This is a genomic window from Candidatus Merdisoma sp. HCP28S3_D10 (assembly GCF_052065835.1).
Taxonomy (GTDB): domain Bacteria; phylum Bacillota; class Clostridia; order Lachnospirales; family Lachnospiraceae; genus Laedolimicola.
The window spans coordinates 230,075-250,205 of sequence record NZ_JBQHTG010000002.1; the positions used below are offsets into that span (position 1 = coordinate 230,075).

The following is a 20,131-nucleotide window of genomic DNA, read 5'->3' on the forward strand; positions in this document are numbered from 1 at the left end:
GCGCGAATCGGAAAGAACCGTTTCGCGCTCTTATTTTTTATTCCGGATAAACCAGTCGCTCTTCTTTGATATGGTACAATACCTCGTTCAGATACTTTTTCGCCAGGTACTTTGCCATCGGCAGATTCATGTCCAGATAATTGCCGCAGTCTTTTGCGCTGGCGCCGGGAACGTCGCCTTCGAAATCCCGGATAAATTCCCACATTTCGATCATCAGCGGAACGATATCCTTCGACTCATAATCGCCGGTCAGCAGGAGATAAAAGCCGGTACGGCAGCCCATGGGCCCGAAGTAGACCGTTTTAGAGCCGTAGTCCTTATGGTTGCGTAAGAAGGTGGCGGCCAGATGTTCAATGGTGTGCATTTCAGCCGTATTCATCACAGGTTCTTCGTTGGGACTGGTCATTCGCAGATCAAAAGTGGTAACGACGGTGCCGCCTACCGGATCCTTCCGTGACACATAGACGCCGGGCTGAAGCAGCAGATGATTGATGGTAAAGCTTGTTATTTTCTCCATATAAAGCAGATTTCCCTTCGTATTTTTTGTTAAAATGTGATATAATATGATAAATACATGTTTCAGTATATCACAGAAGCCAAGAAAAGAAAAGGGATGCATGCTTTGAGAAGAATAAGAGAGAGAGACTGGCTGCAGGCAGGAGTCCTGCTTCTGGTGTCGGCCCTGTTGATAGGTTGTCTGCTGGGTTTTGATCATCATGAAGCGGATCGGACAGACACAGCAGTGACAACAGGTGTAGCGGAAAAACAGAGGGTGTCGGCCGATGAACTTAAGGTGACGTTTTTTAATGTGGAGAAAAGCGATGCCATTCTGATAGAGCAGGCGGGTTTCCGGATGCTGGTGGATACCAGCTTTGATGATCGGGCAGATGTGATCCTGGATTATTTTTCGGAGCATGGAATTGACACACTGGATTACCTGATTATTACCCATTTTGACAAGGATCATGTGGGCGGGGCGGATAAAATTCTGGACGCCGTCAAAGTGAAACGCGTACTGGAGCCGGAGTATACGGTAGATAAGAAGCAGTACAGGGAATACCGGGAAGCGATGACGCGGAACGGGATTGCGCCCCTTAGCGTGACAGCTGTGGAGCACAGAAAGCTGGGCAAAGCGACCTTTACGGTCTATCCGCCGGAACAGAAGCAGTATAGCGGAAATGACAACGATATGTCCCTGGTGATAAGCCTCCGATATGGCAGCCAGAGCTTTTTGTTGACTGGAGACAGCGAAATGGAGCGGATAGCAGAGCTCCTTACGGAGCCGGAGCTGAATCTGAAGCATACGGTACTGAAGGTGCCGCACCATGGGATCAAGGAGAAAAATTCAGCTGCGTTTCTGGAACGGGTTCACCCGGAGACAGCTGTGATTACCTGTAAGAACGAGTGGTATGTGTCAAGGTCCGTGAAAAAGATCCTGCTTTGCATGGACGCAGACCTCTATCTGACCTGCAATGGGACAGTGACCTGTATTACAGACGGAAACGGGATGGAGATTCTCCAGGAATGATATTTTGGCTTGAAAAATGGGCGGGATACGATTACAATGGTAAATAGCGTATCTGCGCCCTTTTTGTATAACAGAATTTTCATACAGATATTGGAAGAGGAGGAAATGAAAATGAGTAAAATTGATGAAATCCGTGCCGAGATGGTAAAGGCGATGAAGAACAAGGAGAAAGACAGAAAAGAAACGCTGTCCATGCTGCTTGCCGCACTGAAGAATAAAGCGATTGACAAGCGCGCAGATCTGACTCCGGAGGAGGAGTTTGAAGTAATTAAGAAAGAGATAAAGCAGACGAAGGAAACCATGGATCTGGCGCCTGCAGACCGTACCGACATCATCGACCAGTGCAAGGCCCGTCTGGCTGTCCTGTCAGAGTTTGCGCCCGAGGAGATGAGCGAGGACGCTATCCGCGCAGTCATTCAGGAGGTACTCGCAGGTCTTGGTATTGAGAAGCCCACCGGTAAGGATAAGGGCAAGATTATGAAGGAGCTGATGCCGAAGGTAAAGGGTAAGGCAGACGGTTCTCTTGTGAACAGAATCGTAGGTGAGCTGCTTGCGTAAGGCAGTCATTGCGGGACTTCTGGTTCTGGCAGCCGCAGGGCTTACCGCCTGCGGAGGGAAGGACGCAGAGGTTTCGGTGCCGCATGTGGAGCTGGCAGAGCAGCCAAAGAGCAGTCAGACCCGGGAGCAAAAGGATGCGGAGCTGGGACTGGAGACAGAACCGGGAACGGTACTGGGCCAGGAAGAAGTGACGGTGATGGAGGGCGAGGAGCCCCGGACTGTTACGTATACGAGAGTTAAGGGAAACGGTGATTTTTCACTGGCATATGATACAGAAACCTTTTCCCTGGAAGCTTCCGAAGAAGCGCTGACTTTTCGGGCGCTGGACGAAAGCGTTCCGGCCTTTGTAAAAATGGAGAAGGCAAAGGGCGCTTCTGCCGAGGACGTGGCGGATCAGTATGTGCTGGAAAGCGATGAGGAGTGTACCGTAGAGGACGTGACCGTAGGCGAGGGGGAATACCCGGCTGTCTGGGTCAGCTACGCAGAGGGAACGAAAGATACAGAACGAACCTGTGATATCTATGTGTTCCGCTATAACGACGTCCTGTATACCGTTCGGATGGACTGTACGGTAGGAACTTATGAAAAAATAGGCCAGGCGGAGCAGATGATTCTGTCCACCCTGCGCTTTGACGAAGGATAAGACAACATGAAGAAGACACAGATTCGAAATTCATTGCTGCTGCTTCTGACAGCAGTGATCTGGGGAATCGCATTTGTGGCGCAGAGCGCCGGAATGGATTATGTGGGACCCCTTACCTTCCTCTGCGTCCGTTCCCTGATTGGAGGCGCGGCCCTTCTGCCGGTGATCTGGTTTCTGGAGCGGCAGAAAAGCGACGCCCAGAAGCAGGAAGATCGGACGTCGGAGAAGAGAAGACTTCTGATAAAGGGAGGAATTCTCTGCGGACTGGCCCTTTGCTTTGCCAGCACATTTCAGCAGTACGGAATCCAGTTTACGACGGTAGGCAAGGCAGGGTTTATCACGGCCTGTTATATTATTCTGGTGCCGATTGCCGGGCTTTTCTTTGGAAAGCGCTGCGGCTTAAATATCTGGATTGGCGTGCTCCTGGCAGTGGGCGGACTATACTGCCTGTGCATTACGGAGACTCTGCGGATAGGAAAAGGCGATATTCTGGTATTGATCTGCGCGTTTATTTTTTCCGCGCACATTCTGGTGGTTGACCATTTCAGCCCTCTGGTGGACGGAGTAAAAATGGCCTGTATCCAGTTTTTTGTCTGCGGCCTGGTATCAGGCGCAGGAATGCTCCTTCTGGAACACCCGGCAGTTTCCGATATTCTGATGGCCTGGCAGTCCATTCTCTACGCGGGATTTCTCTCCAGCGGCGTAGGCTATACCCTGCAGATTGTGGGGCAGAAGGGCCTGAATCCCACCGTGGCCTCCCTGATCTTAAGTCTGGAGTCCGTCGTGTCGGTGCTGGCGGGACTACTTATCCTGCACCAGACCTTAAGCAGCCGGGAGGTCCTGGGCTGCGTGCTGATGTTTGCGGCGATTGTGCTGGCACAGCTGCCCGGGAAGGAAAAAGCGTAACGCTTTGTTAAGGGCAGGTTAAGCTTCCGTTAATTGTACTGCAAACCTATTGCGGTATCAGAAATAATAAATATAATGAAAGAGATTGATTTATGAAAATTTTATTTGTATCCCTGGGCTGTGACAAAAATCTTGTGGATTCAGAGGTGATGCTGGGCCTTCTGGGCAAAAAAGGCTTTTCCTTCACCGACGATGAGACAGAGGCGGAGGTGATTGTGATCAACACCTGCTGCTTTATCAATGACGCCAAGGAAGAAAGCATCAATACGATTTTGGAGATGGCAGAGTACCGTAAATCCGGAAGCTGCAAAGCCCTGGTTGTGACCGGCTGTCTGGCCCAGCGCTATAAGCAGGAGATCATAGATGAGATTCCTGAGGTGGACGCGGTTCTGGGAACCACCACCTATGACGCCATTGTCGAGACAGTGGAGAAGGTGCTGGAGGGGCAGAAGGAGCTTCATTTTGAGGACATCGACCGTCTGGTTCCGGAGCAGGAGGGAGCGAGAACCCTCACGACCGGCGGGCATTATGCGTACCTGAAGATTGCGGAGGGCTGTGACAAGCACTGTACTTATTGTATCATTCCCAAGGTCCGGGGCAATTACCGCAGCGTTCCCATGGAGCAGCTTTTAAAGGAGGCCCGGGAGCTGGCGGAACAGGGAGTAAAGGAGCTGATCCTGGTAGCCCAGGAGACCACCCTTTACGGAAAAGACCTGTATGGAGAAAAGAGTCTTCCCACGCTCCTTCGGAAGCTGGCACAGATAGGCGGAATCCAGTGGATCCGCGTGCTGTACTGCTATCCTGAGGAGATTACCCCGGAGCTGATTCAGGTGATGAAGGAGGAACCGAAGATTTGCCATTATCTGGATCTTCCCATTCAGCATGCGTCCGATCGAATCCTGAAGCGCATGGGAAGAAGAACGACCCAGGAAGATCTGCGCCAAATTGTTGCCCGGCTGCGGGAGGAGATTCCCGATATCTGTCTTCGGACCACCCTGATTACCGGATTTCCGGGAGAGACAGAGGAGGATCACGAAGAGCTGATGCGCTTTGTGGACGACTGTGAGTTTGACCGGCTGGGCGTCTTTACCTATTCGCCTGAGGAGGATACACCGGCGGCAGGTATGCCGGATCAGGTGCCGGAGGAGGTAAAGGAAGACAGACGGGCAGAGCTTATGGAACTGCAGCAGGAGATCGCCTTTGACAAGGCGGACGCCATGACAGACCGGGTCCTGGAGGTTATGGTGGAGGGACAGGTAGCCGATGAGAATGCTTATGTATGCCGTACCTACAAGGACGCGCCGGGCGTGGACGGATACCTTTTCCTGAATACAGAAGAGACCTTGATGAGCGGCGATTTCGCGAAGGTGCGCGTCACCGGAGCCGTAGAATATGATTTGATAGGAGAATTAGCAGAATGAATTTACCCAATAAATTAACCACACTGAGAGTCTTTATGATTCCGTTTTTCGTAGTATTTATGCTGACAGATCTGGGCGGCGCGTACGCAAAATACATTTCTGTGGCAATCTTTATCGTAGCGAGCCTGACAGACCTTCTGGACGGCAAGATTGCGAGAAAGTATAACCTGGTTACCAATTTCGGAAAGTTTATGGATCCGCTGGCAGATAAGCTTCTGGTCTGCTCTGCCATGATTTGCCTGGTAGAGATGAATAAGCTGGCGGCCTGGATGGTAATTATCATTATTTCAAGAGAGTTCATTATCAGCGGATTCCGTCTGATTGCGTCGGATAACGGTGTGGTCATCGCGGCAAGCTACTGGGGCAAGTTTAAGACCACCTTCCAGATGCTGATGATTATCCTTCTGATCCTGGATCTGGGAGGCGTATTCACCACCATCGGAACGATTGTAACCTGGATTGCGCTGATTCTGACCATTGTGTCACTGATTGATTATCTGGCAAAGAATAAAGGAATACTTCTGGAAGGAGATATTTAAAATGGAAGAGCAGCAGAACATGACGCTTGCAGAGGAAGTTGTAAAGCTTTTGGAAAAGGATTCCCTGACGGTTACTACGGCAGAGTCCTGTACGGGAGGCCTGGTGGCAGCCCGCCTGGTGGACGTGCCCGGAGTGTCCGAGGTGTTTAAGCAGGGCTTTATCACCTATTCCAACAAGGCTAAGAGAAAGCTTTTGAATGTGAAGAAAACCACCTTAAAGGAGCTGGGCGCAGTCAGTGAAAAGACAGCCCGGGAGATGGCCAGAGGCGCGGTTTTTGCAAGCGGCGCGGATGCTGCCATTGCCACCACAGGCATCGCAGGCCCGGACGGCGGAACCAAGGAGAAGCCCGTAGGCCTTGTATACATTGCCGTATCTGTCCGGGGACAGATGTACGTGGAGGAACACCATTTTGAGGGAAGCCGGGCCCAGGTGCGGGAAAGCACCGTACAGGCGGCTCTGGCCCTTCTGAAAAGAGGACTGGAGGAGACGGACGGAAATGACAAAGACCATCAAGATTAAATATTTTACCGATAAAATCGAGAAGCTCACTTATATCGGTGGAAAGTCCGACTGGATTGATCTGCGGAGTGCAGAGGACGTGGTTCTGAAAAAGGGCGAGTTTAAGCTGATCCCGCTGGGAATCGCTATGGAGCTTCCAAAAGGCTATGAGGCCCATGTGGTGCCCCGCAGCAGCACCTATAAGAATTTCGGCGTGATTCAGACCAACCATATGGGCGTTATCGACGAGAGCTATTGCGGCGACAATGACCAGTGGTTTATGCCGGTTATCGCCATGCGGGATACCGAGATTCATGTAAACGACCGTATCTGTCAGTTCCGGATTATGGAGCATCAGCCGGAGCTGGTATTTGAGGAGACAAGCGTCCTGGGTCATGCGGACCGGGGCGGACACGGAAGTACGGGAAAGGCGTAATTATGCAGATTGTCACATTTGCGTCCATCGAGATCAGCTCCTATGAAGTGGGAATGAAGATTCTGGAGCTGTCTTCGAAATATGGGATGAAGGAAATCGACTCGATTCGTTACGGACTGGATCTGGGCAGGGATGCTTACAACCAGAAGGAAATCAGCAATGAAATGCTGGAGGAGCTCTGTGAGGTTCTGGAGGACTTCACGCGTATCATGAAGGAATATCAGGTGGACGATTACCGGGCCTGCGCCACCAGCGCTATCCGGGAGACGAAAAACTGCCTGCTGATTCTGGACAAGATCCGTGTGCGGACTGGTCTGGAGGTAGAGATCCTGAGCAATTCCGAGCAGCGTTTTCTGGGATATAAGTCCATTGCGTCCAATGAGGAATCCTTCCAGAAAATTATCCAAAAGGGAACCGCCATCGTAGATGTGGGCGGCGGAAGCATTCAGATTTCCCTGTTTGATAAGGACGCTCTTGTGTCAACCCAGAACTTGCGCCTGGGTACGGTCCGTATCCGGGAGAGACTGGCGGAGGTGGAGAACCGGACCACACATTTCGGAGAGATTGTCGAAGAAATGATCAACAATGAGTTGAAAAGCTACCGGCGGCTGTACCTGAAGGATCATGAGATTAAGCATATGATTCTGGTGGGAGATTATATCAACCAGCTGGTAGACCGGAATAAAAGGGCGGGAAGCGTGTCCTTTACCCGGGAGGAATATCTGAACCTGTATGATAAGATCCTGTCGGAAGGTTCTAGGGAAAAGGCCCTGGAGCATCTGGGTGGTATGGCGGAGAATATGTCTCTGGTGCTGCCGGCTCTCATTATCTACCGGAAGCTCATCGAAGAAACCGGGGCGGAAATGATCTGGGTGCCGGGTCTGAACTTAATCGACGGTCTGGCGTACGATTACGCAGAGCAGAAAAAGATCTTCAAACCCAGCCATAATTTTGAAAATGATATCATCGAGGCAGCCAAGAATATTGCCAAGCGCTACCAGAGCAATAAAACCCATCTGCAGGGAACGGAATATCTGGCGCTGACCATTTTCGATAAAATGAAGCGGATTCACGGCATGGAAAAGCGGGAGCGCCTGCTTCTGCAGATTGCCGTCTGGTTACATGACTGCGGAAAATACATCAGCATGACGCACACGGCGGAATGCTCCTATCAGATCGTCATGTCTACCGAGATCATTGGTCTGTCCCACCGGGAGCGAGAGATCATCGCCAACGCCATCCGGTTTGATACGGAGGAATTTGTATCCTTCGAGGAATTTGCCATGGGAAGCAGCCTGGACAAAAATGATTACCTGTTGATTGCGAAAATCAGCGCGATTCTGCGGGTGGCCAATTCCATGGATCGCAGCCATAAGCAGAAGTTTAAGAATGTCCGGGTGACCTTAAAGGAGCGGGAGCTTCTGGTGGTGGTAGATACCGTAGAGGACATTACCCTGGAGCAGGGACTCTTCTCCCATAAGGCGGATTTCTTTGAGACAATTTTCAGCATAAAGCCCGTTATCCGGCAGAAAAGGCAGGTATAAAGCATGGAGAAAAAAGACTTTACCAGACATGAGTACTACAGAAACCGGGAGCTGTCCTGGCTGGCGTTCAATGAGCGTGTGCTCAGTGAGGCGCGTGACAAAAATATTCCCTTATTCGAACGGCTGAAGTTTTTGAGCATTACCGCGTCCAATCTGGACGAGTTCTTTATGATTCGTGTGGCCTCCCTGAAGGATATGGTGCATGCGGGCTATACCAAAAGCGATATCGCGGGCATGACGCCAGAGGAGCAGATTGAAGCGATTACGAAGGAGGTAAGGGGGCTGGTAAGCCTTCAGTACTCCACTTATTCCCGTTCTCTTTTGCCGGCTCTGAAGCAGAACAGCCTTCGTGTAATTCAGGAGCATGAGGCCCTGACGAAGGAGGAGGCCCGCTATGTGGACCGTTATTTCCGGGATAATGTCTATCCGGTGCTGACGCCCATGGCTGTAGATTCCTCCAGACCCTTCCCGCTGATTCGGAATAAGAGCCTGAATATCGGCGCGCTGCTGTCCAAAAAGGGCGAGAAGGACGCCGAACTGGAGTTCGCGACCGTACAGGTTCCGTCGGTGCTGCCCCGTATCGTGCAGCTGCCGGACAGCGAGGATGGTACCAAAAACGTGATCCTGCTGGAGGAAATCATTGAGCGGAACATGCAGCAGCTGTTCCTGAAATACGATATTGTCAGCGCGTCTCCCTATCGTGTTATGCGAAACGCGGATCTGACCATCGACGAGGACGAGGCGGCGGATCTGTTAAAGGAGATCCAGAAGCAGTTGAAGAAGCGGCAGTGGGGAGAAGCTATCCGGCTGGAGGTGGAAGAGAAGATTGACAAGCGTCTCCTGAAGATCCTCTCAAAGGAGCTGGATATTAAGGAGCAGGCGTTGTACAAAATCAGCGGCCCCCTGGATCTGACCTTCCTGATGAAAATGTACGGAATGGACGGCTTTGATGAGCTGAAGCTTCCGAAGCACGTGCCCGCTCCGGTAAAGGAGCTGCCTGCGGACTGCAATATTTTTGATGAGATCCGGAAAGGCGATATCCTTCTGCATCACCCCTACCAGACCTTTGATCCGGTGGTGAAGTTTGTGCGGGACGCTGCCAACGACCCGAAGGTACTGGCTATCAAGCAGACCCTGTACCGTGTCAGCGGAAATTCTCCGATTATCGCGGCTCTGGCCCAGGCGGCGGAAAACGGCAAGCAGGTTTCCGTACTGGTAGAGCTGAAGGCACGTTTTGACGAGGAAAATAATATTATCTGGGCGAAAATGCTGGAGAAGGCGGGAGCCCATGTAATCTACGGCCTGGTAGGCTTAAAGACCCACAGCAAGATTACGCTGGTGGTTCGCAGAGAAGAGGACGGTATCCGCCGCTACGTACATCTGGGAACCGGTAACTACAACGATTCTACAGCAAAGCTGTATACGGATATCGGACTTCTGACCTGCGCGGCTCCCATTGGCGAGGACGCCACAGCAGTCTTCAATATGCTGTCCGGTTATTCGGAGCCGGAGGGATGGAACAGGCTGTCCCTGGCGCCTCTGTGGCTGAAGGATCGCTTCCTGGAGCTGATTGAGAGAGAGACAGGGCACGCGAAAAACGGAGGGGAAGGGCGGATCATCGCCAAGATGAATTCCCTCTGTGACCGCGATGTAATCGTGGCCCTTTATGAGGCGTCCGCCGCAGGCGTACAGATTGACCTGATTGTCCGGGGTATCTGCTGTCTGAAGGTGGGAATTCCGGGCGTTAGTGAAAATATCCGCGTCCGTTCCATTGTGGGTAATTTCCTGGAGCACAGCCGGATCTTCTACTTCTACAACAATGGCCAGGAGGATGTGTTCTGCGCCAGTGCGGACTGGATGCCGCGAAATCTGGAAAAGCGTGTGGAAATTATGTTCCCCATCGAACGGGAAGAATTAAAGCAGGAAGTGATCCATATCCTGGATGTGGAATTAAAGGATAATGTGAAGGCTCATGTTCTGCAGCCGGACGACACCTACGAGAAGGTGGATCGCCGGGGAAAAACACCCTTAAGCTCCCAGGACTATTTTACGGAGGAAGCCCGGGAAAAGGCAAAGGAAGAAGAGCATACGGTAAATAAGCGGGTGTTTATCCCGGAGGAGCCGGTGGAATAAAGGCGGCTTCTATAGAAAATCGGCAGGAGGATACGATGAAGAAATTTACAGCATGGACGATGACACTGATATTGATTCTCTCCCTGGCGGCATGCGGGGGAAAAAGCCGGAGCGTTCTCTATACGCTGTCACAGGAAAAGGATGGTCTGAAGCTGACAGACGTCATGAAGCTGGATGCGAAAGGGGATGCGGTCCAGAAGATGGAGGAAACCATTACCCTGGATATGTCAGCCTTTGATGAAGATACGCAGAAACTGATGACAGAGGCCTATGACTCTCTGGCACAGTCTTATCAGGCTGTGGACGGTGTGGAATGTACCGGAACCGTGACAGACAGCGTTTACACCATAAAGGTCATGATTAACGCCGAGGGCGATACAGTTGCAAAGCTGGCAGAACAGGGACTTCTGCAGGTGGATGGAGATCCGGAGGGAATTTCCCTGGAAAAAACAGGGGAAGCGCTGGAAAAAAGCGGCTACAAGAAGGCAGAGCAGTAAGCAGTGCGATAATATTTTTTATGCAATGAGAAAGCTCCGACAGGATGTAATGTGAAATCCTGTCGGAGCTTTTGTGTTTAAAGGAAATGCAAAAAAAGCAAATTGCCTAAGAAAGCATGAATTTCCGGATGATTTCCGCAATTCCGGAATGATTGTTATCGTTCTCGGTGATGTAGGAGGCATAAGCGTACATCTCTGGTCTTGCGTTTTTCATGACGCAGGGGGTTTTTACAGCCTGCAGCATGGTGATATCGTTCTCCGCATCGCCTGCGGCCAGGGTGTTGTCCAGAGGAACATTTAAATAATTGCACAGCCAGCGGATGCCACTTCCCTTGTTGATACCCTCCGGCAGAAATTCCAGGTACTGATCGCAGGAGAAGAACATATCGATATGGTGGGCTTTGCTCCAGGGCTCCATGTGCTCCCGGAACTGTTCCAGCTTGTTGCGGTCCCGGAGATCGATAAACAGCATTTTGATGGGATCAAAATCCAGCGCCTGAGCTACATCTTCGACAACGTCATAGCGGATGACATTGGATTTCGCGTAATACTGAAGCTCCGGTGTATCATGCTCGCAGAGCACGCCATTGTCGGAATAAGTCTGGGGGTGAATGTTATATTTATATGCCTCGTCGAAGGCCTTCCGCAGATAATCCCGGGAAACACCGGTGCGGAAAATGGTTTCCTTGGTGTGGGCGTTATAGATGAGCGCGCCGTTGGAAGTGATGGCATAGCAGCCAGGCCGGGTCATTCCGAGCTTTTCCAGCTGACGGAGCGTGCTGTAAAGGGGACGGCCCGTGGTGACCACAACGGCATGTCCCAGAGCAGTGGCTTCCTGAATGGCTTCCAGATTCTCCGGTGTGATTTCTTTTGAATCAGTCAATAGCGTTCCATCCAGATCCACGAATAAAATTTTCTTTTCCATAATGAGACTCTCCTCACAAAATCTGTAGTATAAAGGGATTATAACACGAAAGTGTCCGGGATAAAAGTATAGTTTTGGAAATTCCGGTCATACTGATCGGAAGAGAGCAGATATTATGGAGGGAGTAAAGCATGGGCGAAAAGCTGTCTATCAGATTAAAGGAAAATGTCTCCAGACTGGATGGAATCCTGAACCTGGACCAGAATTTTGATATTATCCGGAAGGGCATCCGGACCGGCGGCCGGGACGCCTGCATTTATTTTATCAATGGTTTTCTGGAAGAATCGGTGATGGAAAAGCTTCTGGAATTTTTTTACAAACTAAAGCCGGAGGAGATCCCTATGACGGCCCGGCAGATGGCGGAGCATGTAGTGCCCTATGTGGAGGCGTCCGTCATGGAAGAGATGGACGCGGTTTTAAAAAATCTGCTGTCTGGAGTGACCTGTCTGTTCCTGGACGGCTACGACGCGTGCATTGGCTTGGACTGCCGTTCTTATCCCATGCGGGGAGTAACCGAACCGTCCAAGGATAAGGCCCTCAGAGGCTCTAAAGACGGCTTCGTGGAAACCCTGGTATTCAATACGGCGCTGATCCGCAGACGGATCCGCAGTCCCAGGCTTTCGATGGAGCTTATGACGGCAGGGAGAACCTCCCGGACGGATCTGGTGCTCTGCTATATGGAAGAGCGGGTAGATCGGAGACTCCTGCGGGAGCTGCGAGGACGTATCAGCGCCATTCGGGTGGATTCCCTGACCATGAACCAGGAAAGCCTGGCGGAATGTATTTATGAGCGGAAATGGTACAATCCCTTTCCGAAGTTTAAATTCACCGAGCGGCCGGACGCGGCTTCGGCGGCTATTCTGGAGGGCAACATCGTGATTCTGGTGGATAATTCGCCTCAGGCCATGATTGTGCCCACCTCCATTTTCGATATCATAGAAGAAGCAGATGACTACTATTTTCCACCGGTAACAGGCACCTATCTGCGCCTGAGCAGGTTTCTGATTGCGATCATTACCCTGCTGCTTACGCCGACCTTTCTTTTATTGTATCAGAATCCGGCATGGATTCCGGAATGGCTTGCCTTTATCGTGATTCAGGATACGGTCCACGTTCCGGTGGTCTGGCAGTTTCTGATGCTGGAGCTGGCCATCGACGGACTCCGGCTGGCAGCTATCAATACCCCCAGTATGCTGAGCACGCCCTTAAGCGTGGTAGCCGGTATCGTCCTGGGACAGTTTACGGTGGACTCCGGCTGGTTTAACGCGGAGATTATGATGTATATGGCCTTTGTAGCCATTGCCAATTATACCCAGTCCAGCTATGAGCTGGGGTACGCACTGAAATTCATGCGCCTGATTCTGCTGATTCTGACGGCATTGTTCAACCTGCCCGGATATATCGCGGGAATCCTGCTGACGGCAGCCGCCATTATAGGAAATAAGACAGTGGCCGGGAAAAGCTATATCTATCCTTTGTTTCCGCTGAATCTTAATCAGCTTAAGAAGCGGTTCCTGAGGCTGCGTTTAAAGCAGGATACGGAAAAATAGAATACGCAAAAATAGAAGGAGAAGTTCACAAAAAAATCTCTTTGTGCTATACTGATACCGGTACAGGCAGCAGAACCAAAAGAGAGGAGATACATGCATGAGCCGTTATTTTCCCCTGTTTATCGATCTGGAAGGGAAAAAGATTCTGGTTGTGGGAGCGGGACATATCGCGGAGCGCCGGATTTTGACCCTGCTTTCCTTCGGGGCGAAGCTTACGGTCATTGCGCCGGAGGCGACAGAAAAGATAAAGAAGCTGGCAGAAGAAGGAGCGATCCGCTGGCAGGAAAAATGCTGGGACACTGAAACGGAAGAGGAACTGGAGGATAGCCTTTTAGCCCTGTCGGCCACAGGAGATACTTCCGTCAATGAGGTGGTATGTTCTGCCTGCAGAAAACGAAACATTCCGGTGAACTGCGCGGACGATCGCACTCGGTGTGATTTTTATTTTCCGGGAATCGCGGAGGGCGGCGGCGTGACGGCCGGTATCACGGCCGGAGGAACGAATCACCGGCTTGCCCGGGAAGCGACCGAAAAAGTCCGGGAGCTTCTGAGCAAAATGTGAAAAAGATGATCCGTTTCTGGATAGATATGTTATACTGCTAACAGAGAAAAAGATAGAAACAAAAGAGGAGACGAAAAAGTAATGGATATGAACATCAGACCGAGACGCCTTCGCAATGGCGTCCAGTTACGGAAAATGGTACGGGAGACCAGAATGGATAAGAGTTCCCTGATTTACCCGATGTTTGTAAAAGAAGGAACGGGAATCCGGGAAGAGATTCCGACCATGCCGGGACAGTACCGGTACAGTATCGATCAGCTTCCCTATGCGCTGGAGGAGCTTGCGAAGGCCGGCGTAGGAAGCGTCATGTTTTTCGGAATTCCCGATCATAAGGACGCATGCGGCAGCGGCGCTTACGCAGAGGACGGAATTGTACAGAAGGCGTTCCGGGAGGCTAAGAAACGGTTTCCGGATCTGTACTGTATCGGCGACGTATGTATGTGTGAGTACACCTCCCACGGTCACTGCGGCATTCTCCACGGAGAATACGTGGATAATGATAAAACCCTGGAGTATCTGGCGAAAATTGCTCTGTCCCAGGTGCAGGCAGGCGCGGATATGGTAGCACCCTCCGATATGATGGACGGGCGTGTGGCGGCTATCCGTTCTATTCTGGATGACAATGGCTATGTGGAAACTCCGATTATGTCCTATGCGGTAAAATACGCTTCCGCCTTTTACGGTCCCTTCCGTGACGCGGCAGGCAGTGCTCCGGCCTTCGGCGACCGGAAGTCTTATCAGATGGATTACCACAACCGCCGGGAGGGCGTGAAGGAAGCTCTGCTGGATGTGGAGGAAGGCGCGGATATCATCATGGTAAAGCCTGCCATGAGCTATCTGGATGTGATTGCGGAGGTAAAGGAAAGTATCGTGCTTCCGGTGGCGGCCTACAGTGTCAGCGGCGAGTACGCCATGATTAAGGCAGGCGCGTCCCTGGGCTACATTGACGAAGCGTCCATTATCTGTGAGACAGCGGCAAGCGCTTACCGGGCAGGGGTAGATCTGTACCTGACCTATTTCGCAAAAGAGATTGCAGGCTTTATGGATGAAGGGAGAATTGGCTAATGGGCAGATCAGAAGCGCTTTTTGCAGAAGCAATGGAACATATCCCAGGAGGAGTAAATTCCCCGGTGCGGGCCTTTGGCTCCGTCGGTGAAACACCCCGGTTTATCGCGTCGGCAAAGGGCGCGTACATGACAGACGCGGACGGCCAGACCTATCTGGATTTTGTAGGATCCTGGGGGCCGATGATTCTGGGACACAATCATCCGGAGGTACTGGCGGACGTCATAGAGGCCTGCCGGGAGGGCTTAAGCTTTGGCGCGGCCACAGAGCGGGAGGTGGAGATGGCAGATCTGATCTGCAGCATCGTTCCCTCCATCGAGATGGTCCGTATGGTTAATTCCGGTACGGAAGCCGTAATGAGCGCTATCCGGGCGGCAAGAGGCTTTACCGGACGCAGTAAGATTATCAAATTTGCAGGCTGCTATCACGGACACAGCGACGCCATGCTGGTGAAAGCAGGATCCGGCGTGATGACGGCAGGCATTCCGGACAGCGCCGGTGTTCCGGCAGGCTGTACCCAGGATACCCTGACGGCTGTATACAATGATCTGGATAGTGTGCAGGCTATCTTTGACCAGTTCCGGGGCGAGATAGCGGCCGTGATCGTGGAGCCGGTGGCAGCCAATATGGGCGTGGTGCTTCCCAAAGAAGGTTTCCTGGAGGGACTGCGCAGAATCTGTACCGAGGAGGGCAGCCTTCTGATTTTTGACGAGGTTATTACAGGCTTTCGTTTGAGCCTGTCCGGCGCACAGGGATATTTTGGCGTTGAGCCGGATCTGACCACCTTTGGTAAGATTATCGGCGGCGGTATGCCGGTGGGCGCCTACGGCGGCCGGAAGGACGTAATGAAACTGATTGCCCCCAGCGGCCCGGTTTATCAGGCGGGAACCCTGAGCGGCAATCCGGTTGCCATGGCAGCAGGCTTAAGACAGCTGAAGCTTCTTCGGGAGACGCCGGATTTTTACGAGAAGCTGAATCATAAGGCAGATGAATTCTTTGAGAACATGCAGGAGGCGGTAAAGGCAGCAGGAAAGCCCTGGCAGATCAACCACATCGGTTCTCTGGGCTGCATCTTCTTCACCGACCGGCCGGTCACCAATTATGCGGAGGCAAAGACCTCAGATACGAAAAAATTCGGAGAATATTTCTCTTATATGATAAAGAACGGCATCTATCTGGCACCGTCCCAGTTTGAGGCCATGTTCCTGTCGGCGGCTATGACAGAAGAAGAGCTTGCGAACACGCTGGAGATTTTTAAGGGATATCTGAAGCAGTGCTAAGCGTAAGGAGGAGAATACCATGGACAAGAAAAAATACGTAGCTTATGTAGGAACTTATACCCATGGCAACAGTGTGGGAATTCATCTTTTTGATCTGGATGTGGAAAATGGCACCATGAAGGAGCGCAAGGTTATCCCGATTAACAACCCTTCTTATATCAAAATGTCCCACAACGGAAAATTCCTGTATTCCATCGCCGATGAGGGCGTGAGATCCTTTACGGTGCAGCCGGACGGAGATCTGGTTCCGTTAAACTGCGCCAGCATCGAAGGCATGCGCGGCTGTTATCTGTCTACCGATAAGGATGATAAATATCTCTTTGTGGCAGGCTGGCACGACGGAAAGGTAACGGTTATGCGCCTGAATGAGGACGGTACGGTGGGAGAGATGACAGACGAGGTTTTCCACAAGGGCCTGGGCAGCGTGGCAGAGCGGAATTTCCGCCCCCATGTAAACTGCGTGAACCTGACGCCGGACGGAAAGTATCTCTGTGCGGTGGATCTGGGTACGGATCAGATTAAGATTTATAAATTTGATCACCGGACCGGTAAAATCGAGCTTCTGGATCTGCTGTTCTGTGAGCTGGAGTCTGCGCCCCGGATTCTCAAATTCAGCAGAAGCGGAAAATTTGCCTATGTGATCAGTGAACTGAAGAATTATATTACGGTTTACAGGTATGACGGAAGCGGAAAGAACCCGGTATTTGAGGAGATTCAGAAGGTTTCCACGCTGAACGATTACCATTCCGCCACCAGCGCGGCCTGCGCCCTGCGGTTCTCCAGAGATGACACGAAGCTTCTGTGCACCAATGCCGGGGATAATACGGCAGGTCTTTTCCATGTGGATACCGAGACCGGACTGCTGGAGAAAATCTGTATTCTGCCGATTAGCGGGGATTACCCGAAGGCCATTGATTTCTTCCCGGATAATAAGCACATCATGTCGCTGAACCATGAGAGCAATACCATCACCACCTTTGAGGTGCATTATGACAAAAACTATTTTACGGCTAAGGGAAAACCGATCTCCATTGAGACGCCCAACTGTGTTCTGGTGGCTGAGATCGAAGGATAGTGGGGATGGATAAACTACTACAATCTGCAGACCCCACGCGCATAGCTTTCTTTGTACCCTTAAAAGTACAAATTATTTCCTGTCAGGGCTTGCAAAATATGGCGAAAGCACCTAAAATGGATATAGAATTATGGTGTACATTGTGAAATGTACTGTGAGCCGGCGAAGGGCAACTTTTGTCGGCTCATAGAACTGTAATAAATTATTTACAAGAAAAGGAGAATGTATCATGAAATTTGTTGTTGAAACCTCAGCACGTCACGTACATGTAACACAGGAGGATCTGGAGACTCTGTTCGGTAAGGGTCATGAGCTGACCAAGAAGAAGGATCTGTCCCAGCCGGGTCAGTTTGCCTGCGAAGAGAAGGTAACCATCGTAGGAAGCAAGAAAGAGATGAAGGCTTCCATCCTGGGACCGGTTCGTCCGGAGACACAGGTAGAGCTGTCCCTGACAGACGCGCGTTCCATCGGCGTAGACGCTCCGATCCGCGAGTCCGGCGATGTTGCAGGCAGCGGCGCATGTAAGCTGGTAGGGCCGGCAGGCGAGGTTGAGCTGAAGGAAGGCGTAATCGCAGCAAAGCGTCATATCCATGCAACTCCGGAAGATGCTGAGAAGCTCGGCGTAAAGGATAAGGATGTTGTATCCGTAAAGATTGATACCGAGGGCAGAAGTCTGGTATTCGGCGATGTAGTTGTTCGTGTAAGCCCGAAGTACGCTCTGGCTATGCACATCGATACCGACGAGTCCAACGCAGCAGCTTGCGGACGCGAGGTATATGGTGAGATCGTAAAATAGTCGCGAAGGCAATGAGCAGTGCGTCAGATGGCGAAAACTCAGATGTCATGCTTGCATGAGCAGATGAGCTTTTGACAGATGACATAGGGCGAAGCCCGCGCATGAGTGAGCTTGCTCACGAGTGCTACTGAAGGTAAATAAGAATTAAGGAGAATACATAGCTATGAAAATCTTAGTAATCAACTGCGGAAGCTCCTCTCTGAAATATCAGCTGATCGATATGGAGAATGAGTCCGTAATGGCAAAGGGTCTCTGCGAGAGAATCGGAATCGAAGGTTCCAAGCTGACACATAAGGCAAACGGCAAGGAAATGGTAATCGAGCAGGCTATGCCGGCACATACCGATGCAATCAAGCTGGTTATGCAGGCGCTGGTAGATCCGGAGTACGGTGTAATCAAGGATACCAAGGAGATCTCTGCAGTCGGACACCGCGTTCTGCACGGCGGAAAGGTTTACAGCGATTCTATCGTAGTTGACGAGGACGTAAAGCGCGTAATCCGCGAGTGCTTCGACCTTGGACCGCTGCACAACCCGGCAAACCTGATGGGTATCGAGGCATGCGAGGCAGCTATGCCCGGAACTCCGAACGTAGCAGTATGGGATACCGGATTCGGTATGAAGATGCCGGAGAAGGCATACCTCTATGCAATCCCCTATGAGTACTATGATAAATACAGCATCCGTCGTTACGGCTTCCATGGCACCAGCCATCTGTTCGTATCCGGCGAGGTCCTGAAGTTCGCTGAGCTTGACCCGGAGAAGGGCAAGGTTATCGTATGTCACCTGGGCAACGGAGCAAGTATCTCCGCATCCATCGGCGGCAAGTGTGTAGATACCTCCATGGGTCTTACCCCACTTGAGGGTCTGATCATGGGTACCAGAAGTGGCGATGTGGATCCGGCCGTTATCCAGTTCATCTGCAACAAAGAGGGCAAGGACGTCAACGAGGTTCTGAATATCCTGAACAAGAAGTCCGGTATCCTTGGCATGAGCGACGGCATCTCCAGCGATTTCCGTGATGTAGGAAAGGCAGCAGAGGAAGGAAACCATCATGCACAGGTAGCTCTGGATGCATTCATCTACCGTGTAGCAAAATACATCGGCGCGTACACAGCAGCTATGAATGGCGTAGACGCTATCGCATTTACAGCAGGCGTAGGCGAGAACGACATCGAGAGCCGTAAGAAGATCTGTGAGTACCTGGGATACTTGGGCGTAGAGATCGACGACGAGGCAAATAACTGCCGCGGTAAGGTACAGATGATCTCCACTCCGAACTCTAAGGTTAAGGTAATGATTTACCCGACCAACGAGGAGCTGGCTATCGCGCGTGAGACACAGCGTCTGACCAAATAATTGCCATAAATAATTTTCTGTTGTAAGTGAAAATTACTTGACAAACCACTGCTGGGTGGTTATAATAGCCTAGTGTGCATTAGGAGAGAACTATGCTGATCAATTTGACAGATGTTTTGTCCTGTGAAGAAAAAGTGGTTAAGAGGACAGTGGAGACGGAGCTACAGTCTTTTGACATAAGCCTGGGAAGCTTTCCCCTGACGGAGGAAAAACCGCTTGCATTGATACTCACGAATCTGGGCGACGATAAGCTGCTGATAGAGGGTGAGTTTTCCGTGAAAGCGCAGATTCCCTGTGACCGCTGTCTGACGGAAGTAGAGGTGCCCATAGACGTTTCTTTTGAAAAGGAAGTGGATATGAAGCTTTCTGCGGAAGGAAGAATCGACGATCTGGACGAAACCGATTTTATCAATGGATGCAACCTGGACACAGCAAAGCTGGTGTACGGAGAGCTTCTGGTCAACTGGCCCATGAAGGTTCTGTGTAAGCCGGACTGCAAAGGAATTTGCAGAAAATGCGGGAAAAATCTCAACGACGGACCCTGCGGCTGCGATACGGTGGAGTTGGATCCGAGAATGGCGGTTATAGCCGAAATATTTAAAAACAGTAAGTAAATCAGAGGAGGTGTAACCTATGTCTATTTGTCCTAAGAATAAATCTTCCAAAGGTAGAAGAGATAAGAGAAGAGCAAACTGGAAAATGAGTGCAATGAATCTTGTAAAGTGCAGCAAATGCGGCGCCCTGATGATGCCTCATCGTGTTTGCAAGTCCTGCGGTTCTTACAATAAAAAAGAGATCATCGCTCAGGATTAATTTT

Annotated in this window: 22 protein-coding genes; 20 read left to right on the forward strand and 2 right to left on the reverse strand. The window is 51.1% G+C overall.

The features are described 5' to 3' along the window. Positions 1-37: 37 nt before the first annotated feature. Entirely contained in the window at positions 38-517 is a 480-nt protein-coding gene (locus tag ACTNCH_RS06225) for an S-ribosylhomocysteine lyase (RefSeq protein ID WP_441016796.1), read from the reverse strand. A gap of 105 nt (positions 518-622) precedes the next feature. Here ACTNCH_RS06225 and ACTNCH_RS06230 point away from each other — a divergent pair, with 105 nt between their 5' ends. The 11 genes from ACTNCH_RS06230 to ACTNCH_RS06280 all read left to right on the forward strand — a co-directional run bounded on the left by ACTNCH_RS06230 (position 623) and on the right by ACTNCH_RS06280 (position 10,704). Then, positions 623-1,528 carry a ComEC/Rec2 family competence protein gene (locus tag ACTNCH_RS06230; protein ID WP_441016799.1) on the forward strand — a complete coding sequence of 302 codons (906 nt, stop codon included), beginning with the start codon at positions 623-625 and terminating at the stop codon, positions 1,526-1,528. Positions 1,529-1,639: 111 nt separating this feature from the next. Further along, positions 1,640-2,086, forward strand: a complete 447-nt coding sequence (locus ACTNCH_RS06235) for a GatB/YqeY domain-containing protein (RefSeq protein WP_441016802.1) — start codon at positions 1,640-1,642, stop codon at positions 2,084-2,086. Continuing rightward, positions 2,070-2,729, forward strand: coding sequence for a hypothetical protein (locus ACTNCH_RS06240; RefSeq protein ID WP_441016805.1), 660 nt, complete (start codon positions 2,070-2,072; stop codon positions 2,727-2,729). Before ACTNCH_RS06235 ends, ACTNCH_RS06240 begins: the two co-directional genes overlap by 17 nt. A gap of 6 nt (positions 2,730-2,735) precedes the next feature. Next, positions 2,736-3,635: a DMT family transporter gene (locus ACTNCH_RS06245; RefSeq protein WP_441016808.1), complete on the forward strand. Its 900-nt coding sequence runs from the start codon at positions 2,736-2,738 to the stop codon at positions 3,633-3,635. A 92-nt stretch (positions 3,636-3,727) separates the two neighbouring features. Beyond that, positions 3,728-5,056, forward strand: coding sequence for a 30S ribosomal protein S12 methylthiotransferase RimO (gene rimO / locus ACTNCH_RS06250; RefSeq protein WP_441016811.1), 1,329 nt, complete (start codon positions 3,728-3,730; stop codon positions 5,054-5,056). Then, positions 5,053-5,595 (forward strand): CDP-diacylglycerol--glycerol-3-phosphate 3-phosphatidyltransferase, encoded by a 543-nt coding sequence (gene pgsA, locus ACTNCH_RS06255; protein WP_441016814.1) that lies wholly within the window; start codon positions 5,053-5,055, stop codon positions 5,593-5,595. Before rimO ends, pgsA begins: the two co-directional genes overlap by 4 nt. A 1-nt stretch (position 5,596) precedes the next feature. Continuing rightward, entirely contained in the window at positions 5,597-6,115 is a 519-nt protein-coding gene (locus tag ACTNCH_RS06260) for a CinA family protein (RefSeq protein ID WP_441016817.1), read from the forward strand. Further along, a complete protein-coding gene (locus tag ACTNCH_RS06265; RefSeq protein WP_441016820.1) occupies positions 6,093-6,530 on the forward strand; it encodes a dUTP diphosphatase in 438 nt (145 codons plus the stop codon). The genes ACTNCH_RS06260 and ACTNCH_RS06265 overlap by 23 nt, the downstream gene beginning before the upstream one ends. Before the next feature lie 2 nt (positions 6,531-6,532). Beyond that, positions 6,533-8,074 (forward strand): Ppx/GppA phosphatase family protein, encoded by a 1,542-nt coding sequence (locus ACTNCH_RS06270; protein WP_441016823.1) that lies wholly within the window; start codon positions 6,533-6,535, stop codon positions 8,072-8,074. Positions 8,075-8,077: 3 nt separating this feature from the next. Further along, positions 8,078-10,207 (forward strand): RNA degradosome polyphosphate kinase, encoded by a 2,130-nt coding sequence (locus ACTNCH_RS06275; protein ID WP_441016826.1) that lies wholly within the window; start codon positions 8,078-8,080, stop codon positions 10,205-10,207. 35 nt (positions 10,208-10,242) lie between these two features. Further along, positions 10,243-10,704 (forward strand): DUF1307 domain-containing protein, encoded by a 462-nt coding sequence (locus ACTNCH_RS06280; RefSeq protein WP_441016829.1) that lies wholly within the window; start codon positions 10,243-10,245, stop codon positions 10,702-10,704. Positions 10,705-10,810: 106 nt separating this feature from the next. Here the strand turns inward: ACTNCH_RS06280 and ACTNCH_RS06285 are convergent, their stop codons facing one another. Further along, positions 10,811-11,629: a Cof-type HAD-IIB family hydrolase gene (locus ACTNCH_RS06285; protein ID WP_441016832.1), complete on the reverse strand. Its 819-nt coding sequence runs from the start codon at positions 11,627-11,629 to the stop codon at positions 10,811-10,813. Positions 11,630-11,760: 131 nt separating this feature from the next. Between ACTNCH_RS06285 and ACTNCH_RS06290 the strand changes: the two genes are divergently transcribed. The 9 genes from ACTNCH_RS06290 (at position 11,761) to rpmF (ending at position 20,127) form a co-directional block, all read left to right on the forward strand. Beyond that, entirely contained in the window at positions 11,761-13,179 is a 1,419-nt protein-coding gene (locus ACTNCH_RS06290) for a spore germination protein (RefSeq protein ID WP_441016836.1), read from the forward strand. A 97-nt stretch (positions 13,180-13,276) separates the two neighbouring features. Beyond that, positions 13,277-13,741, forward strand: coding sequence for a precorrin-2 dehydrogenase/sirohydrochlorin ferrochelatase family protein (locus ACTNCH_RS06295; RefSeq protein WP_441016839.1), 465 nt, complete (start codon positions 13,277-13,279; stop codon positions 13,739-13,741). Between the two features lie 81 nt (positions 13,742-13,822). Continuing rightward, positions 13,823-14,806: a porphobilinogen synthase gene (gene hemB / locus ACTNCH_RS06300; RefSeq protein ID WP_441016842.1), complete on the forward strand. Its 984-nt coding sequence runs from the start codon at positions 13,823-13,825 to the stop codon at positions 14,804-14,806. Continuing rightward, positions 14,806-16,086, forward strand: coding sequence for a glutamate-1-semialdehyde 2,1-aminomutase (hemL, locus tag ACTNCH_RS06305; RefSeq protein WP_441016845.1), 1,281 nt, complete (start codon positions 14,806-14,808; stop codon positions 16,084-16,086). The genes hemB and hemL overlap by 1 nt, the downstream gene beginning before the upstream one ends. A 19-nt stretch (positions 16,087-16,105) precedes the next feature. Next, positions 16,106-17,161 (forward strand): lactonase family protein, encoded by a 1,056-nt coding sequence (locus ACTNCH_RS06310; RefSeq protein WP_441016848.1) that lies wholly within the window; start codon positions 16,106-16,108, stop codon positions 17,159-17,161. Between the two features lie 229 nt (positions 17,162-17,390). After that, positions 17,391-17,957: a PduL/EutD family phosphate acyltransferase gene (locus ACTNCH_RS06315; protein WP_441016851.1), complete on the forward strand. Its 567-nt coding sequence runs from the start codon at positions 17,391-17,393 to the stop codon at positions 17,955-17,957. A 163-nt stretch (positions 17,958-18,120) separates the two neighbouring features. Beyond that, a complete protein-coding gene (locus ACTNCH_RS06320; RefSeq protein WP_158364433.1) occupies positions 18,121-19,314 on the forward strand; it encodes an acetate/propionate family kinase in 1,194 nt (397 codons plus the stop codon). Between the two features lie 92 nt (positions 19,315-19,406). Next, positions 19,407-19,928, forward strand: a complete 522-nt coding sequence (locus ACTNCH_RS06325) for a YceD family protein (RefSeq protein WP_441016855.1) — start codon at positions 19,407-19,409, stop codon at positions 19,926-19,928. A gap of 19 nt (positions 19,929-19,947) precedes the next feature. After that, positions 19,948-20,127 (forward strand): 50S ribosomal protein L32, encoded by a 180-nt coding sequence (gene rpmF, locus ACTNCH_RS06330; protein WP_158364437.1) that lies wholly within the window; start codon positions 19,948-19,950, stop codon positions 20,125-20,127. Positions 20,128-20,131 lie beyond the last annotated feature (4 nt).

What these genes read in the sequence shown, in the direction of transcription:
- ACTNCH_RS06320 (WP_158364433.1), top strand. Translation starts at nt 18,121, where the DNA reads ATGAAAATCTTAGTAATCAACTGCGGAAGCTCCTCTCTGAAATATCAG.
- ACTNCH_RS06295 (WP_441016839.1), top strand. Translation starts at nt 13,277, where the DNA reads ATGAGCCGTTATTTTCCCCTGTTTATCGATCTGGAAGGGAAAAAGATT.
- ACTNCH_RS06245 (WP_441016808.1), top strand. Translation starts at nt 2,736, where the DNA reads ATGAAGAAGACACAGATTCGAAATTCATTGCTGCTGCTTCTGACAGCA.
- ACTNCH_RS06265 (WP_441016820.1), top strand. Translation starts at nt 6,093, where the DNA reads ATGACAAAGACCATCAAGATTAAATATTTTACCGATAAAATCGAGAAG.
- ACTNCH_RS06275 (WP_441016826.1), top strand. Translation starts at nt 8,078, where the DNA reads ATGGAGAAAAAAGACTTTACCAGACATGAGTACTACAGAAACCGGGAG.
- ACTNCH_RS06310 (WP_441016848.1), top strand. Translation starts at nt 16,106, where the DNA reads ATGGACAAGAAAAAATACGTAGCTTATGTAGGAACTTATACCCATGGC.
- ACTNCH_RS06315 (WP_441016851.1), top strand. Translation starts at nt 17,391, where the DNA reads ATGAAATTTGTTGTTGAAACCTCAGCACGTCACGTACATGTAACACAG.
- ACTNCH_RS06325 (WP_441016855.1), top strand. Translation starts at nt 19,407, where the DNA reads ATGCTGATCAATTTGACAGATGTTTTGTCCTGTGAAGAAAAAGTGGTT.
- ACTNCH_RS06235 (WP_441016802.1), top strand. Translation starts at nt 1,640, where the DNA reads ATGAGTAAAATTGATGAAATCCGTGCCGAGATGGTAAAGGCGATGAAG.
- ACTNCH_RS06280 (WP_441016829.1), top strand. Translation starts at nt 10,243, where the DNA reads ATGAAGAAATTTACAGCATGGACGATGACACTGATATTGATTCTCTCC.
- hemL (WP_441016845.1), top strand. Translation starts at nt 14,806, where the DNA reads ATGGGCAGATCAGAAGCGCTTTTTGCAGAAGCAATGGAACATATCCCA.
- rimO (WP_441016811.1), top strand. Translation starts at nt 3,728, where the DNA reads ATGAAAATTTTATTTGTATCCCTGGGCTGTGACAAAAATCTTGTGGAT.
- ACTNCH_RS06290 (WP_441016836.1), top strand. Translation starts at nt 11,761, where the DNA reads ATGGGCGAAAAGCTGTCTATCAGATTAAAGGAAAATGTCTCCAGACTG.
- ACTNCH_RS06270 (WP_441016823.1), top strand. Translation starts at nt 6,533, where the DNA reads ATGCAGATTGTCACATTTGCGTCCATCGAGATCAGCTCCTATGAAGTG.
- ACTNCH_RS06285 (WP_441016832.1), bottom strand. Translation starts at nt 11,629, where the DNA reads ATGGAAAAGAAAATTTTATTCGTGGATCTGGATGGAACGCTATTGACT.
- ACTNCH_RS06260 (WP_441016817.1), top strand. Translation starts at nt 5,597, where the DNA reads ATGGAAGAGCAGCAGAACATGACGCTTGCAGAGGAAGTTGTAAAGCTT.
- hemB (WP_441016842.1), top strand. Translation starts at nt 13,823, where the DNA reads ATGGATATGAACATCAGACCGAGACGCCTTCGCAATGGCGTCCAGTTA.
- pgsA (WP_441016814.1), top strand. Translation starts at nt 5,053, where the DNA reads ATGAATTTACCCAATAAATTAACCACACTGAGAGTCTTTATGATTCCG.
- rpmF (WP_158364437.1), top strand. Translation starts at nt 19,948, where the DNA reads ATGTCTATTTGTCCTAAGAATAAATCTTCCAAAGGTAGAAGAGATAAG.
- ACTNCH_RS06225 (WP_441016796.1), bottom strand. Translation starts at nt 517, where the DNA reads ATGGAGAAAATAACAAGCTTTACCATCAATCATCTGCTGCTTCAGCCC.